This window comes from Methanolapillus millepedarum (assembly GCF_032594115.1).
Classification (GTDB): domain Archaea; phylum Halobacteriota; class Methanosarcinia; order Methanosarcinales; family Methanosarcinaceae; genus Methanolapillus; species Methanolapillus millepedarum.
The window spans coordinates 702,283-717,930 of record NZ_CP131060.1; the positions used below are offsets into that span (position 1 = coordinate 702,283).

12 protein-coding genes and 1 tRNA gene are annotated in these 15,648 nt (G+C 43.3%); 7 read left to right on the forward strand and 6 right to left on the reverse strand.

Going from position 1 to position 15,648, the window contains the following annotated elements; genetic code table 11:
- Positions 1 to 7: 7 nt before the first annotated feature.
- Positions 8 to 1,141, reverse strand: coding sequence for a Fic family protein (locus MsAc7_RS03330; protein ID WP_338103173.1), 1,134 nt, complete (start codon positions 1,139 to 1,141; stop codon positions 8 to 10).
- A gap of 251 nt (positions 1,142 to 1,392) precedes the next feature.
- Here MsAc7_RS03330 and MsAc7_RS03335 point away from each other — a divergent pair, with 251 nt between their 5' ends.
- Together MsAc7_RS03335 and MsAc7_RS03340 are read left to right on the forward strand one after the other, a co-directional pair.
- Positions 1,393 to 2,403, forward strand: a complete 1,011-nt coding sequence (locus MsAc7_RS03335; protein ID WP_338103174.1) for an SPL family radical SAM protein — start codon at positions 1,393 to 1,395, stop codon at positions 2,401 to 2,403.
- 161 nt (positions 2,404 to 2,564) lie between these two features.
- Positions 2,565 to 3,764, forward strand: coding sequence for a DUF805 domain-containing protein (locus MsAc7_RS03340; protein ID WP_338103175.1), 1,200 nt, complete (start codon positions 2,565 to 2,567; stop codon positions 3,762 to 3,764).
- 168 nt (positions 3,765 to 3,932) lie between these two features.
- On the opposite strand, the gene MsAc7_RS03345 is transcribed toward MsAc7_RS03340, so the two are convergent.
- The gene (locus MsAc7_RS03345; protein ID WP_338103176.1) at positions 3,933 to 7,178 is read right to left on the reverse strand and encodes a DNA-directed DNA polymerase; all 3,246 of its coding nucleotides are present in this window, start codon (positions 7,176 to 7,178) and stop codon (positions 3,933 to 3,935) included.
- A 130-nt stretch (positions 7,179 to 7,308) separates the two neighbouring features.
- Here MsAc7_RS03345 and MsAc7_RS03350 point away from each other — a divergent pair, with 130 nt between their 5' ends.
- Positions 7,309 to 7,695 (forward strand): hypothetical protein, encoded by a 387-nt coding sequence (locus MsAc7_RS03350; protein WP_338103177.1) that lies wholly within the window; start codon positions 7,309 to 7,311, stop codon positions 7,693 to 7,695.
- 57 nt (positions 7,696 to 7,752) lie between these two features.
- Here the strand turns inward: MsAc7_RS03350 and MsAc7_RS03355 are convergent, their stop codons facing one another.
- Together MsAc7_RS03355 and rsmA are read right to left on the reverse strand one after the other, a co-directional pair.
- Positions 7,753 to 8,886, reverse strand: coding sequence for a DUF362 domain-containing protein (locus MsAc7_RS03355; protein WP_338103178.1), 1,134 nt, complete (start codon positions 8,884 to 8,886; stop codon positions 7,753 to 7,755).
- Between the two features lie 28 nt (positions 8,887 to 8,914).
- A complete protein-coding gene (gene rsmA, locus MsAc7_RS03360; RefSeq protein WP_338103179.1) occupies positions 8,915 to 10,651 on the reverse strand; it encodes a 16S rRNA (adenine(1518)-N(6)/adenine(1519)-N(6))-dimethyltransferase RsmA in 1,737 nt (578 codons plus the stop codon).
- 392 nt (positions 10,652 to 11,043) lie between these two features.
- Between rsmA and MsAc7_RS03365 the strand changes: the two genes are divergently transcribed.
- Positions 11,044 to 12,030 carry a deoxyhypusine synthase gene (locus MsAc7_RS03365; RefSeq protein WP_338103180.1) on the forward strand — a complete coding sequence of 329 codons (987 nt, stop codon included), beginning with the start codon at positions 11,044 to 11,046 and terminating at the stop codon, positions 12,028 to 12,030.
- A gap of 22 nt (positions 12,031 to 12,052) precedes the next feature.
- Entirely contained in the window at positions 12,053 to 12,709 is a 657-nt protein-coding gene (gene pyrF, locus MsAc7_RS03370; RefSeq protein ID WP_420847466.1) for an orotidine-5'-phosphate decarboxylase, read from the forward strand.
- A gap of 157 nt (positions 12,710 to 12,866) precedes the next feature.
- Here the strand turns inward: pyrF and MsAc7_RS03375 are convergent, their stop codons facing one another.
- On the reverse strand, positions 12,867 to 13,454 hold the full coding sequence (locus MsAc7_RS03375) for a malonic semialdehyde reductase (RefSeq protein ID WP_338103181.1): 588 nt from the start codon (positions 13,452 to 13,454) through the stop codon (positions 12,867 to 12,869).
- A gap of 57 nt (positions 13,455 to 13,511) precedes the next feature.
- Positions 13,512 to 14,078 carry a flavodoxin family protein gene (locus tag MsAc7_RS03380; RefSeq protein ID WP_338103460.1) on the reverse strand — a complete coding sequence of 189 codons (567 nt, stop codon included), beginning with the start codon at positions 14,076 to 14,078 and terminating at the stop codon, positions 13,512 to 13,514.
- A 212-nt stretch (positions 14,079 to 14,290) separates the two neighbouring features.
- Between MsAc7_RS03380 and MsAc7_RS03385 the strand changes: the two genes are divergently transcribed.
- Positions 14,291 to 14,409 (forward strand) — tRNA-Met (locus MsAc7_RS03385).
- A gap of 90 nt (positions 14,410 to 14,499) precedes the next feature.
- Entirely contained in the window at positions 14,500 to 15,645 is a 1,146-nt protein-coding gene (locus MsAc7_RS03390; RefSeq protein ID WP_338103182.1) for a tyrosine-type recombinase/integrase, read from the forward strand.
- Positions 15,646 to 15,648: the final 3 nt, after the last annotated feature.

Here is a 15,648-nt window from a genome sequence, read left to right on the forward strand (position 1 = left end):
TTTTAGGTCAAGGTTTTTCAAATTCAACCAATATATAACTTGTACTTCTTCCGCCTTTCGGATCTTGTTTTAAAATATCTTTTCCGATCAAATCTTTGATATCACGAAGAGCTGTATCCGTTGAACACTTTGTGATTTTTGCCCATTTGGACGTTTGAAGTTTTCCGTCAAATCCGTCCAAAAGTTTATTGATCATCAACCGTTGCCGTTCATTCAGAGGCGTTTGTGCATGCGTTTTCCAAAAATCGGCTTTTTGAAGGATTTTCTTCAAAATGTTGTCAGCTTCAATCAAAGCGCGTTCCAGACAATTCAAAAACCAGGAAAGCCATTCGGTTATGTCCGTTGTTCCTTTCTGTGTTTTTTCAAGCATTGCGTAGTAATTTTTCCGTTCTTTTTGAATTTGTGCGGACAGGCTGTAAAAACGTTGTGCTGATCCGTCAGCGCGGGCGAGAAGTAAATCCGAAATGGCCCGGGCAATTCGTCCGTTCCCGTCGTCAAACGGGTGAATCGTCACAAACCATAAATGGGCAACTCCGGCTTTGATGACCGGATCTGTCCGGCTTTCATCACGTCCATTTTCCTCTTGGTTGACCCACGAAAGGAATTGGTGCATTTCAGCGGGAATAGCAGATGCTTCCGGAGCTTGGTAGTGTATTTTTTCTTTTCCGGCATGACCGGAAACAACAAGCATTGGACCGTTTTCATCTTTTCTCCAATCACCGATTGCGATTGGATGAATGCCGCTTTGTCCGTCCGGAAAAAGGGCGGTATGCCACGAAAATAATCGTTCTTTTGTCAGTGGTTTTTGATAATTTTGCGTGGCATCCGTTATCATTTCCACCATTCCGTCCACGTCCCGGCCGGAAGGAACCATACCCGAAATATTGATTTTCAAATGCCGGGCGACTGATGAACGGACTTGTTCAAGATTGAGTTTTTCACCTTCAATTTCGGACGACTTGATGATGTCCAATGTCATCGTTTTAAGTATCGCCTCATTTTCCTGTAAAACCCCGAATGATGTCATTTTTCCGATAAGTTTTCCCTGCAAATTGCGGACCCGGCCCAAAGAAAAAATGAGATTTTTATCATCCCACGTAAAGTTTGGCCAATCTTCTTGCTGATATATATAATTCGTCATTCGTCATCCTCTTTTGCGGTGAATATTTTATTTATTCACCGCAAAATATGCGGTAATTGTACCGTCAATCTGCTTCTATGTATATATCTGATTTCTTGAACAATACCCGATAAATACCCTATTTACCGCATATTATGCGGAGAATATATAAATAATTCTCCGCAAAAAATGCAGAAGTTGTAATTCTTGTTTGCTGCACACTTTCACTTCGCATTCTCAATCCTTTAAAATAGAGAGACAAATTCATACTTATGGACAAGTCGCCTGTTCAATATCAACCGATCACTTGCAAGTCCGCCCTTCATCCGGTCCGCGGTCTTTTTCCGCATTATTGGGACTTAAATGTGTACCGCGGGTGCGAACACGGCTGTAAATATTGTTACGCGCTTTATTCGCACAAATATTTAAGGCAGGAAAATGAGGAGTTTTCCAATGCTTCTGATTCCAAAAATGAAAGGTCTGTGTCCGGCAACTATTACAATCATATTTATGCCAAAACCAACATCGTTGAGAGCCTTGAAAAGGAATTGAGCCGTCCCGGCCGCCGGCGGGAATTCATTAATTTGGGCGGCGTCTCCGACAGTTACCAGCAAGCGGAAGAGGAATACGCGCTCATGCCGGACATTTTAAAGCTGATGATCAAATACAAAAATCCGGTGAACATTTCCACGAAGTCCGCGCTTATTTTACGGGATTTTGATTTATTTGACGAACTTTCAAAAGTTGCCTTTGTCAATATCGCCGCAACCATTACGACCACGAACGAATCTCTTCAAAAAATCATCGAACCGAATTGTTCAACCTCAGCGGAACGATTTGGTTTTTTAAAACGTTTCAAAAAAACAGAGGCGACCGTTGGTGTCCATGTGATGCCGGTGATGCCGCTTCTGACGGACGGAATTGAAAATTTGGAGCCGATTTTTTCCGAAACAAAAAAGATCGGCGCCGATTATATTATCGCAGCCGCGCTTTTTTTGCGCGGACAAACCCGGAAATCTTATTTTGAATTTATCAAGGCCGATTTTCCGCACCTTTACGATCAAACGCGGATTTTATACAAGACCGGTCACTTGAATAAAGAGCATAAGGCCGGAATTTATGAAAAAATCAATTTTTTGTCGGAAAAATATGAGTTGTCCGGCGACTACATAAAACCGGTGACAGACGGATTGAAAATAGTGCAGGATAAATGCGGAATCGAAAATAAATTGGAAAAAAAGAAGCAAATGACATTGTCTCAATTCGGCATCTTCTCTGTTTGAAAAAGTCAACATATCGTTCAAATCATATAATTTCACTTTGTTTCCGACAAGTATCATTTATTTTTTTATAATATTGATTATATTTTTTAGAATGAAGGGTATATTCATATATATTCAAAAATATCATTTGTATAAAAATAAATCTTAAAAAGGAATAGGAAATGAGCAACGATCAAAGAAAGATACCAAAAAAAGATAAAAATATGATTCTTGTCGCTTTGATTTTAGAGACGGCGCTTCTCCTGTCTTTTATGATTTATTCGGCTGATTTTTCAATTCCAAATGACTTTGACAGTTTAGAAAGTGATTTAGGTGAACATTTCCAAGAAGGAAATATCCGTCCTTTAAAAATGGAAAGTGTGGATTCAGCGGTCTTTATATTATTCACGGATGAGGACACAACTATTTCCGGCGTGGCTGCTTACGAGGAAGGGCTTAACGGAAAACTCCGATTTCGCCAAGCGACTTACAGATCATATATGCCGGTTTATGCCGAAATGATGCACATTGGAAGAAATGATTATATCGTCGTTTACGGCATCAATTGCGACCCGCTCATTTATTCTTACACATATAAACAACCGCAACAAACGGACGAGGATTTACCCCTTAATGAAAAAACAATAGTAGACCCGGATTTTATAGACATTTATGATGACAATGTCGCAAATTTTCCGATGGTTTATTTGTATGACGAAAATGGAAATGACATCACAGACAACCTGAATGCGAAATATGCCGGTGAAACTCAATTTGTTACAGGTGTGGCTGCAATGGAAACGTTTCTTGTTTACGTTTTTTGCGCCGGTGTCCTTTTCATTGGAATTTTTGCCGTCTTCGTTTTATTGAGTAATAACTCGAAAAATCAAACGCATGAAAATATACCGTTTGAACAGCGTTCATGGTTTAACCGTAATTTTACATTTCAAGGGCGAATGAATCAAAAACCATATTTTTTTGTATGGGTCGGTTATGTCCTGCTGCTAATTTTGAATTCCTTATTCATCCGTTTTTTCTTAGAACACGGCGATGAATTATGGAATTTCATTCCTCGAAACGAATTGACGTTAGATGCCGCCGGAATTTTATTTTTCATCGTTTTGGTGATTTACATTGCCTTTTGGGTTTCAATTACGATTTATTTCTTCTGCCAATCTGTCCGCCGCCTTCATGATTTCAACCAATTTGGTGGCTGGGTGATTTTCAGATTTTTATGGTTGATCTCAACGGTTCACATTCTTTTTGCCCTTATTCCTCTGATTTTCGAACTTGTTTTGTTGCTCAAAAATGGATCGAACGGGACGAATAATTATGGAGAAAAACCAACGGACAAGCTTTCAGAAAAACGAGTTGAAAAATAAACCGGTACCGTTTTAAAAAAAGTCTGCAAAAATGTGTCGCTTTGACGCGCGTGCAACGACGTAACAAAAAAAGAAACCGGAACTGAAACCGAAAAAGATACTTAAAAACAGAATAAATGTAAAAAATAAAAAATGTAAAAAATAAAAGATGAGAAATCGCCCAAAACGTTAAAAATCAAACAATGATTTTTGCGGTTTTTTTGTCGTTCTCGTTTCTGTCTTCTTTTCATTTCCTTCTTCATTTTTCGGCAAGGTTTGTTCAATGGGTTTTGGGAAAACTTCGTCCGCAATCGGTATTTCTGTATTGTCAATTTTATTATTTTCAGGCTCAGGTTCGGTTTCCAATTCAATGTGTGAATCTGTTTCATTTTGGAAATCCGGTTCAATTTTCGAATTGTCTTTTGGTTTTTCCTCAAAAACGCCGCTGTCAAACGGCACAAAATCATCTGCCGCTTCTTCTTTGACCATCGGCGATTTTTCAGGACCGGCGTCCATATTCATGTACAGGTCTGAAAACCCGGACTTTGGTTTGGACGGTGACGCTTTAAATCCTTCAATGGTGAAGTCCGATGATTTCGATTGCGTCGACACAATCGGATCTTTCTTGGCTTTGACTTCAGGCTCGTCCGGGGCGCCGAAATCAAAGAGCCCCTTTTGCATGTATTTGTCCAGCGATCCGGCGTCCACGCCGAAAACTTCCAAAATGCGTTCAACCGGTGGTAAAATTTGTTTTTTAATATAATAATCGACATCTAACGGCACGTTATTTTTAAGCACGTACTCCGGATCTTCCGCCCGCTCGACAAACAAACCTTTTCCGGAGGTAATCACGAACGGAACACGCGTGCCGATGGGCGTTGACACACCGGTCCGCTTTTTAATTTTTTCAACAACCGTCAGATGCGGCTGCTTGTTTTTGTAATTGTCCGTTTTTTTGGAATAATTTTTCGTCAGAATCAATTTGTTGATGAAATCCGGATTCTCCTTCAGATTGATGGACCGAAGACCGCTTGTCACCGACCGGACGTATTTGATGGCTTCGTCCACATTACCTTCCATAAGCACAAGTTCCAGCACACGGTTCATGGTGTCGGACGTCAGTTCGCACCAGTCGCGACGCACCGTTTCCATCCCTTTCACTTTAATTTTGTCGGTCCAGCCGGTGCCGGATCTTTCAAACAGCCATTGTGCATACCGTTTCTTGGCAATCAAAACGGCGCGGCGGGCGACAGCTTCAAATTCCAGTTCCATCGGTGCCGGAAGCGAAGCGGTTACAATCGACGCGGCTTTTGAACCGACAAGCGCGGCGTCATCTAAGGAAAAGATTTCATCCGAAAACTCCCCGCCCGATTCGGGGGCACAGTGCATGAAAACGCTGTCCGTATCCCCGTAGACAACCGATAAAATCACAATGAGAACGCTTCCGGAAATCACGGATTTATCCAAATCGGAGAGTGTTCCGGTTTCAAAATCGGATTCAGTCGAAAGTCCGCGGGATTTAAACTCTGTTTGAATCTCATTAAAAAGCCAAGCTTTGTTTTCGAAAAGGTAGATTTTTCCGATGTCTTCCGTAATGATTTTTTCCGTATTGAGAATATTTTCCCGGCCGATGCTGGTCACAGAATTCGCAAGCGACATGCTGTAAAGGCGCGCCCGGGAGTAACCTGAGTAACCGTAATAACTGTTGAGCAAAATCTTAAGCGCCATTTGCGTGGCGTCAAGCGCCAAAATCTCATGCTCATCTTTGGTTTGCTTCATTTTCCGCTTTGTTTCCACGCGGCGGTTGAGCAAATCCTCCAAAATGGATGGGACGACACCTTTTAAAACACGGCTTTTGACAAAAATGCCGCCGGAAGGCGTCCGGTCTAAATCGTCATCCGTCAATCCCAACGATTTCAAGTCAGTGCCTTCGTCAACGACGGTCGTATAACAAAGATTATGCGCCATCATAATCGTCGGGTACAGCGATTTATAGTCCAGGATAATCACATTTTCATGAAGGCCGCGGACCGGATCCAAAACGGCGCCGCCTTTGAGTCCTTCATCTTCGGAATCCCGTTCTTCATAAACTTCATCGTCCGGCTTAATCGGCATGACACGGTCGCGTTTTCCGTACTCTTTCAGCATCACTTGCTCAACCATCGACGTTTGCCCGCCGTCTAATATTTCCTGAATGACGGAATTGGTAATTCGGGCAAGCGCTACGTATTTGTCCAAAATTTTCAAGTCAAGCAGCAGTTCAAGCGCCAGCTCCGAGTCGCGGCGTGAATAATCGATAAATTTGTGAAGTTTTTGCCCGTTATCGTACCAGTGCTCTTCCATTTCCGACGGCGCCACATCCAATTTTTCCCGTCCCAAGAGTTCTTTGGCGGCGTTTCTGAGCGTATACTGTTTTAAACTGAAATTCCGGCGGACCAGCGGAAGCGCGTCGGCAACAATTCGTCCGGTCACTTCTGTTTTGACGGTCAGGCCGAATTTTCGGGAATAAATTGAACTTCCGTCCCGGGCAATTCCCGTTCGAATGCGTGCGTTTTTCTTTTTGAGAACGTCGGCGCGCTGGAGAAGATACGGAATATCGAAATCGGAAATGTTGTATCCGGTGATGAAATCCGGGTCATAATCGTTAATGGTTGAAAATATTTTTTCAAAAAGTTCGTTTTCGTCTTTGAGCCAAACAATTTCATGTTCGGATTCCGGCGCCTCGTCCCACTCGGGGAGCCAGGTGGCGGACGACGGTTTGGGCTTTCCGGCCAAAACAAGCGTCTTTTTGCCGTTCCATGCCGGCTCAAACGCGAAACTGGCCAAAATCACCGGCGATTTGTCGGGCGTCGGCATAGAACCGTGGTCCGGTAAACATTCAATGTCAAAAGAAAGATAGCGTAAAGACGCGTTTGAAATACGGTCAAGCAGCGTGACTTTTTTGGTACAAATAATCGTGTCGGCTTTAACCGGAATCTCCGTTGTCAAATGTTCGCGGTCAAGCGACGTGTCTTCTTCGGCAAAAACCCATTGAAAACCGCCCAGGTCAAGGTCAACCAAAAAGCGGTTGCGGAAAAGAATATCGCTTTCATAAAGCGACACCACGTTCGGCAATTTCAAAACGTCGTCACGGATTTCGGGGACGTTTTTCGGGGCTTTCACGATAATTTTCAGATAGGGTGATTTTTGAGTTTGATACCCGACCGGCCCGTATTTTTCGACCGGCTCCACCCGGACGATTTGTGAAAAAGTTTCCAGAAGAAGCTTTATGGTTTCATTTTGGTCGGCGGCGCTGCTTTTGATGTAGAAAAACGGTTCGAACCCGGGAATCAGGCAGCAAACACTTTTCCCGTCTTCATCTCGCCCGAAAAGGCGAATCACCGGCTCGTCTTCGCCGATTAATTTATAGTCCGCGTCAAGTATCTGAAAATTCATAGCCATCATAAACTTGATTGATTTAATATATCCTTTTTGATTTGAACAAAATCGAAAAAAATTTAAACACCCTCAATATTTGAAGTTATGTTGCCTTGAGTATAAAAATATGGGAGGTGTTTTGATTTCTATGAAAAATATTGAATTATCTCCGGATTCAATAAAATATGATATTGAATGCGATTGTATGTCTGTTCGCATTATGGATGGAAAATATGAGTTTTCAATGGAAGTCGGAGATGTCGTCTTAGACTTTGGAAAAGATTTAATTGACGGAAATATCATCCCCCTCAGTCTGGAAATAGTTGATGCGTCGGTTATTTTCAAATGCCAAAAAAATAGTTTATCTGAAAAATCTTTAAAAAATATGTCTGTTCAATTAAAAATATCAAAAGAGCAGATCAGCATTTTCATTCAGTTGACCACTTTATTCCGAAATGAAAAAATGCAAAAAACGGTAAATATAAGCGATATGAATCGTTTAAATATTCCGGATATTGATTTAGCAATCGTTTGATTGTTTTTGAATATTCAAAAATAAAAATAAAAAATAAGAGCGTATGAATCTTTTCATTCACTCTTCAATCAAAATATATTTCCGGCTGCCCATCCCAAGTTCTTCCCCATATTCTAATTGGCGTTCTCCATTTGTATTTTCCCAAACACCTTTGAATTTGTCCTCCCCCTTTTTGTGATTGCATTTGAGTTCGCTGTCGGAAAGACCGATGCTTTTATTGACCAAATCAAAACAGGCTTGATCGAGTGCAATCGGATCGGTGGACGCTAAAATGCCGATGTCGGGAACAATCGCAGCGTCGCTCCAGGGCGTACAATCGCAGTCCGGCGTTACGTTCATGACGAAAGTGATGTAGCCGATTTTTCCTTTTTTACTTTTGACGGCGCCGTAAGCGTATTCCACCATCCGGTCCGTAAATCCGGGCATTTCCGCCCAGTCAAAGTAAACGGCGTCGCGCGGACAAATCATGCAGTGGCCGCAGCTCAAGCAAGTGGTTTTGATAATTTGCGCACCGTCCGCCTCCATCACAATGGATTGGGCGGGGCAGGTCCGAATGCAAGCGCCGCACTTGGTACATCGCTCTTTGTCAACAGCCGGCTGAGACGAGGAATGTTGCGCCCATTTCCCGGAAACAGACGCGCATCCCATCGCCAAATTTTTAATCGCGCCGCCGAATCCCGACATTAAATGGCCTTTGAAGTGCGTCAAAACGATCATGGCGTCGGCATCTTCAATGTCTTTGGCAATCTTGACGGTTTTGAAGTTTTTCAGGTTCACCTCAACTTCAATTTCATTGTCACCCTTAAGACCATCTGCGATAATGACCGGCGTTTGGAGAACGGAATAGTTAAAACCGTGAAGAATGGCAGTTTCGATATGTTCGACCGCGTTTTTACGGTAACCTTCGTAAAGCGTGTTGGTATCGGTGGCAAATGGAAGCGCACCTGTTTCTTTAATGCAGTCCATCACCGCGCGCACAAAAACGGGATTGATATACGCGTCATTGCCGCGCTCGCCAAAATGCAGTTTGACAGCCGTCAAATCCCGATTTTGGAATATGGATTCAAAGCCGGCTTTTTTGAAAATTTGTTCCACTTTCCGGACTTTACTTTGTGATGTCTTATGCGCCCGAAAGTTCATAAAATAAACTTTTGAAGGCTCTGATTCCCTTTTCCCTCTTTTTTCACTCATACTTTTCCACCTCTTCCTGCTCCTCATTTTATTTTGAGTCGTCCCTTTTATTTCCGATTAAGTCATTTTCAATGTTTTTTCCTAAAATAATCATCAATTCCTCAAAAGAACATTTTTCAGCGGCGATAATTTTCCCCGAAAATCCGTATTTTTCCATTTCTTTTGTGACGTCTTCAAATCCCGTTATTGATGAAATCAACAATAAAAATGAACCCTCCGGCGTCAAATATTTTTTCACGTCTTTTAAAAACCGGTTGATGGTTTCCCGTCCGGACAAACCGCCGTCAAAAGCGTAATTCAGCCATCCCGAAACTTTTTCATCCGGCGATGTCGGCAGATACGGCGGGTTGAACACAATCAAGTCAAACAATTCCGACAGGTCCTCAAAAATTTCAAATAAATCCGATAAAAATGCTGAAACGCCGTTCTCTTTGGCACATTCGACAGCATTCGGATTGATGTCAACGGCCCGCAATTGAAAATTTGGGTCGGATTCAAATTCCGACAACAAATACGCGGATACGAATCCGCTTCCGCAACCGATTTCCAAAACGTTGAACGGATTACTCCCGCCTTCATTTTGCCGGGCGTCGGCAATGAATTCGGCAGCGGCGCGCGCCATCAAGTAGGTGTCTTCCGCCGGTTCGTAAACGTCTCCAAAAACCGTCACGGAAAAAATTTCCGGCGCCGGACGTAACGTCTGCTCCGGCTTTATTTTTTTATCTTTTAAATTTTCAGCTCCGGATAAGTCTGTTTTTTTTGAATACAGCAAATCCGACAGAGACGCGATTTCCGCCGGCGTCAGTTCTTCGGCGCGCCTGTCCAAAATGTCGGCGACTTTTTTCCCGCTCAGTTTTGACGGGCCGGACGGCGTAAAACTCTGCTGCCCCAGCCTGTCTAAAGCGTCTTTTAAATTCGAAAAATTGAGTTGAGAGGCGCCGGCAAGCAGTGTGTTTTTAATTTTTTTCCGCCGCTGGGCAAACAAAACTTTCGTGACGTCAAAGAAAAAGTCTTCGTTTTGAACGGAAAATGAGGACGGGGAATTATTTTCCGAGGGATTCGAGAGATCTTTTTTCACCAATCTTATGACCGCCGAGTCAACTTTCGGTGCCGGTTCAAAGGCGCCTTTGGGAACTTTAAACAAGAACGAGGCGTCTGATTTGTATTGCGTATGAACGGAAAGTCTTCCGTAGTCTTTTCCGCCGGCCGGCGCCACCAGCCGTTTTGCAAATTCGTATTGGTACATGAGAACAGCGGCGTCAAAGTCCGATTGCAGAATTTTAAGCGTGATGTCGGATGAGATGGAGTAAGGCAGATTCGCAACGATTTTGTTAAAAAGAAGTGTCTCAAAATCGGTTTCCATAACGTTTTGGTGAATGATTTCGACATTTGAAAAGACGGACAAACGGTCTTTTAGAATGTCAACCATTTTCGGGTCCAGTTCGATAATGATGAGTTTTGAAACTTTTGGCGCAATCCGCTCGCTTAAGTTTCCGATGCCACCGCCGATTTCAAGAACAACGTCCGATGGTTCAAGCTCGGCCGCGTCAGCAATGGAGTCCAATGCATGCGCATCTACCAAAAAATGTTGGTCCATGCGGCCGCCTTTGACGTGATAATCTTTGAGAATTTGTCGAACCATGAAAAGCACCAAGTAAGATTGAATCGATGCAAAAAGATATAAGGGTATCCAATATTTGAGCCACTTTTGGTTTTCCGGACAGGCGACGGCGCGCGCGTTATAGCGACATATTTTTGAAAACATTCGAACAAAATCAATCCCCCTTTTTGAAAACTTTCAGACAAAATCAATCTTCGTTTTTGGAAACTTTCAAACAGCCTTCCCGATTCAACCAGATGCATTTCGCATCTGATCGAATGGATTTCATTGAAAAATGTTGGGATCCGTTGGCATAAATGATCTGAACCGGCAACAGTCACGCAGACTACACTGTAAACAGAAGATGCAACGGATCATGAATAAATAATGTATACCGGATAAATACCCGTATAATCAAAAAAATCAAATGACAATAAATGTAAATAGAAAGGTCGTCTATTTCACGTCGCATTACTTCAATTTTTAATATTTCAATTTAATGTTTCAATTTTTATATCAACTTCTTTTACTTTCAAATCAAATTCAGAGGAAATAAAATGGTACATGTAACGGAAGGCTGCCAAAGATTAACAAAGCCGGTTGTTCCGGCCGACATTCAAGCCGGCATGGACTTGGACGAATTTGTCACCGCTCTTTCCGGCTGTGCATTCGGCGCCCGCCGGATTGCGGAAGCGGTGGACATTTATACGGAAATGTTGTCCGACAAAAAGACGGTGAAATTTTTAGGGCTCGCCGGCGCCATGGTCCCGGCCGGCATGCGAAAAATCATTGCCGACCTCATCCGCGACGGACACATCAATGTGCTGGTGACCACCGGCGCCAACATGGTTCATGACGCGCTTGAAGGCCTTTACATGCCGCATTACAAAGGTGACGAAGGGTCAAATGACGTGATGCTGCACGAAGAACGAATCGACCGCATCTACGACGTTTTTTTGCCGGACCAACACTTTGAGGAACTGGAAGGATTTCTGCAAGACGTGATTGCCGATTTGCCGTCCGACCGCCCGGTTTCGATTGCCGAATTCATGAAAAATCTCGGGAAAAATATCGAGAACCCGGATTCGATTCTTCGGGCGGCGTACGACATGAATGTTCCGATTTATTGTCCGGCGTTTCCGGATTCTGTTATCGGTCTTCAAGCGTGGCTTTACAAAGAAACAAATCCGCTCGTCATTGACGCGATTGCCGACATGCATGCATTTATGGACATTTGCTGGGAAGCCGAAAAAGCCGGCGCTGTTTTCATCGGCGGCGGCGTTCCCAAAAATTTCATTTTCCAATCGATGCTGGTAACACCGCGGGATTTTGACTACGCCATTCAGCTGACCATGGACACACCGCAAACGGGCGGCCTTTCCGGCGCAACTTTGGAGGAAGCCATTTCCTGGGGAAAAGTCGGATCTAAATCCCGGTTGGTTACAGTTTATTCGGACGCGACAATTACGCTTCCGTTGATGGTCGGCGCAACGCGCGCGCGCCTTTCGAAACAAACACCGAAAAAGCAAATCCCGGTGGAGTGATGACATGTCAATGTCGAAATCGATTTCTCGAAAAAACGGCGTCATTCTGGCGCTTGACGTGACCGATGAAAAAAGCGCGCTGACAATTTCAAGAGATGTTGCCGATTTCATCGACGCCATAAAAATCGGCTATCCGCTGGTTCTCGGAACCGGACTCTCTATCGCCGAAAAACTGTCCCGGATCGCGCCGGTCATCGCCGATTTTAAAGTGGCGGACATTCCGAACACCGACCGTCTCATTTGTGAACACGTTTTTGAAGCCGGATGCGACGCCGTCATCGTCCAGGGATTTACGGGACCCGACAGCCTTTTTGAATGCGTGAAAACCGCCGACGACTACAAAAAAAAGGTCTTCGTCGTCGCCGAAATGAGCCACCCCGGCGGCGACCATTTCTTTACAGACGGCGTGTCCAAAGAAATCGCGGCGATGGCAAAAAAATCGGGTGCCTTTGGAATCGTCGCGCCGGCGACCCGTCCGGAGCGTGTGAAAGAATTGCGCGGTGTCATCGGCAATTCGATGAAAATCATTTCGCCGGGTGTCGGCGCCCAAGGCGGCAGTGCGGCAGATACGATTAAAGCCGGCGCTGATTGGGTGATTGTCGGACGCAGCATTTACGGCGCCAAAAATCCGAAAGAAGAGGCGGAAAAAATAAAAAAGGAAATTGAAAAATACATCTGAGTTGCATTTTTTTATTTGCATTTTTTTACTTTTTTGTTATTAAGCCAAAGGACGTTTTTTTTCAACTCGTCAAAACTCATCGCTATAACGCGTGCGACGGCGCCGCACAATTATTTTCACGGTTTCAGCTGTACCGTTGCCGCCGCCAATACCGGCCTCAAATAACTCTGCAGGCTTCGTCAAAATTCAATCTCGGGTCTCTCGGATGCAATTTACTCGGTATTCCGGCTCCTAAATTGCAAAGGAAATTGGATTTCCACTTGCCGTCCGGGAAAAATTCCTGATCGACACCCACGTTGTTAAATCCGCCCATCGGCCCGCAGTCCAGTCCGAGCGCTCGCGCCGCAATAATCAAATAAGCGCCTTGGAAGCAGGAATTTTGATACATTGTCCGCTGCGCAAATTCCGGACTTTTCTCAAAGAATGATTTGTAATCGCCGTGCGGATAAAGTTTCGGCATATTTTTGTAAAACTCAACATCGCCGGCAATGATGACGGTTGCCGCCGCTTCCTGAACTTTTCGAACGTTGCTTTCATCTAAATGCGGAATCAAGCGGGCTTTCGCTTCCGGGCTTTTGACGAAAACAAAACGTCCGGATTGGCAGTTGGCAAATGTCGGCGCCAACTTCAAAATATCGTACAACCGGACAAAAAGTTCGTCCGGAATCGATTCCTTTTCAAAATATTTGTGTGTACGCGCCTCGTTGAAAATAACGTCCATACAACTTTGATTAATTTCCGACATTGGCTTACCTCCTGATAGAATAATTTCATTCATTTAAATTCATTTCTTGGTTTTCACTCACTTTTTCGCCGTTTTTGCCTTCTTTGAAACAACGACTTTCGATACGGAGTCTTTTGCTTTTTGAATCAGCTCCGGCCGCTCTTTGACGTCGCCGCGGTTTCGAACGCCATCGGCGACAATCACGTCCGAGAGTTCAACGCCGACATAATCAAAAGAGTCTTGGAACATTCCGACAACGTGAGACGCTGTTTTTTCGTCCGTGTCTTCCATCGGAACGACGAGGATCGCTTTTTTGTTCTTGAAAAGGTTGTCCGAATAAAATCCGTACCAGCGGTCAACGAAAACTTTCATTTGCGCGGTCGGTCCCCACCAATAAACCGGTGTTCCGAAAACCCAAACATCCGATTCTTTCATATTTTGAACCAAAGACTCCATGTCGTCGTCGATGATGCATTTTCCGTTTGGCAAGTGGCAAGCGTCGCATGCTTTACAAAATCCGACGTGAGCATCCGACAAATAAACCATTTCAGTGTCAAATCCTTTTTCGGACGCTTCATCCAAAACCGTTTGCATGAGTATGTCTGTATTTCCTTTCCGGCGCGGACTGCCGCAAAATCCCGTCATTTTCAAATTTTCCACCTCAAAAAGATAAAATGAATTTAAAAAATCAATCTCTGTCTTTCATGTCGCAACTTTATTTATACATTTTTATAATTATGAAAAAAGCGAATGGTGAAAGTGTAAAGAAAATCCGTTTTGAGTTCAAGGGAGTTCATGACCCTTTTTTTCAATCAATACTTTTTAATAGGACAATTGACTTTCTATAATCCCTCAATGCCCGGATAGCCTAGTCGGTTGGGGCGCCAGACTCATAGGGAAATAAATGGCGTCTTTTCGGAGCTTAATCAGTTCCTGAGACATCTGGAGGTCGCGTGTTCGAGTCACGCTCCGGGCATCCTACACCTTATTCAGGTCACGTAAAAAACGAAATCAAGCAACACCGTGCTTATGTTCACATTGCCAACAAAAATAAAAGGAGTTCGCAATGTCACTCTCAATATACCGTCTCGATAGAGACCTCATTTTAGCCGAAAATCGAATAAGAGAAGCACAATACAGCAATGATTTAAAAGCATCACTACTTGAATTTGAAGACTATTTGTTTTCAGAAGGGCTATCTGTTGCCCGAATTCTGAAATACATGACTATGGCTAATGTAATCGCTACGCAATTCCCAAATATTGATTACAGAAACCTTAGCGAAACAAATCTGATTCAAATCATTGGCTGGATCGAAAGAAACAAAAAGAATGGAAATACGAAAAATTCGTACAAATACACTCTCAGAAAGCTTTTGGCATGGCAAAAGAAAGAAGATCATATTTCAAAAGTGAAAATCAACCCGAATGTCACAAAGACAAAATTACCGGAAGAGATGTTCACAGAAACAGACATCAAAAATATGATAATCCATGCTGAAAATCCAAGAGATAGAGCATTTATTGCCGTTCTTTATGAAACCGGTTCAAGAATCAGCGAACATGGAAATCCTCAAATTAAACATGCCGTTTTTGATAAATATGGAGCATCCATAATTGAAAACGGAAAAACGGGTATGAGACGAATCAGAATCGTTTGGTCCGTTCAATACCTGATTGCATGGATTAACATCCATCCGATGAAAGGCGACCCGGAAGCACCGCTATGGGTAACGTTACAAAAGCCGATTGAACATTTAAAATACGATGCCATTTGCCGGATGATTAAAAGAACGGCAAAAAAGGCCGGCATTCAAAAACGTGTCCATAACCATCTTTTTCGGCATTCACGATGTACTCATGTTGCAAATACTCTTTCCGAATCCCAAATGAAACCTTATTTTGGCTGGACAAGTGATTCAAAAATGCCAAAAATCTACATTCACCTATCCGGTGAAGATGTTGATAACGCAATTTTGAACATTTACGGCCTTAAAAAAACCGAATCCGAAAAAATCAAATTGAATATTCTTTCATGTCCTCGATGCAAACAAACAATTCCGGATATTTCAGAATTCTGCCCGGCATGTGGAATGGTTTTAACTTTGGAGGCTTCCCAGAGGCTCCAAGAGCTCGAAACTCTTGCCATTGACAAAATGGTATACCTTTTGAAAAAATACCCTGAATTATCGGATATTTTTAAAGAAATCTAACAA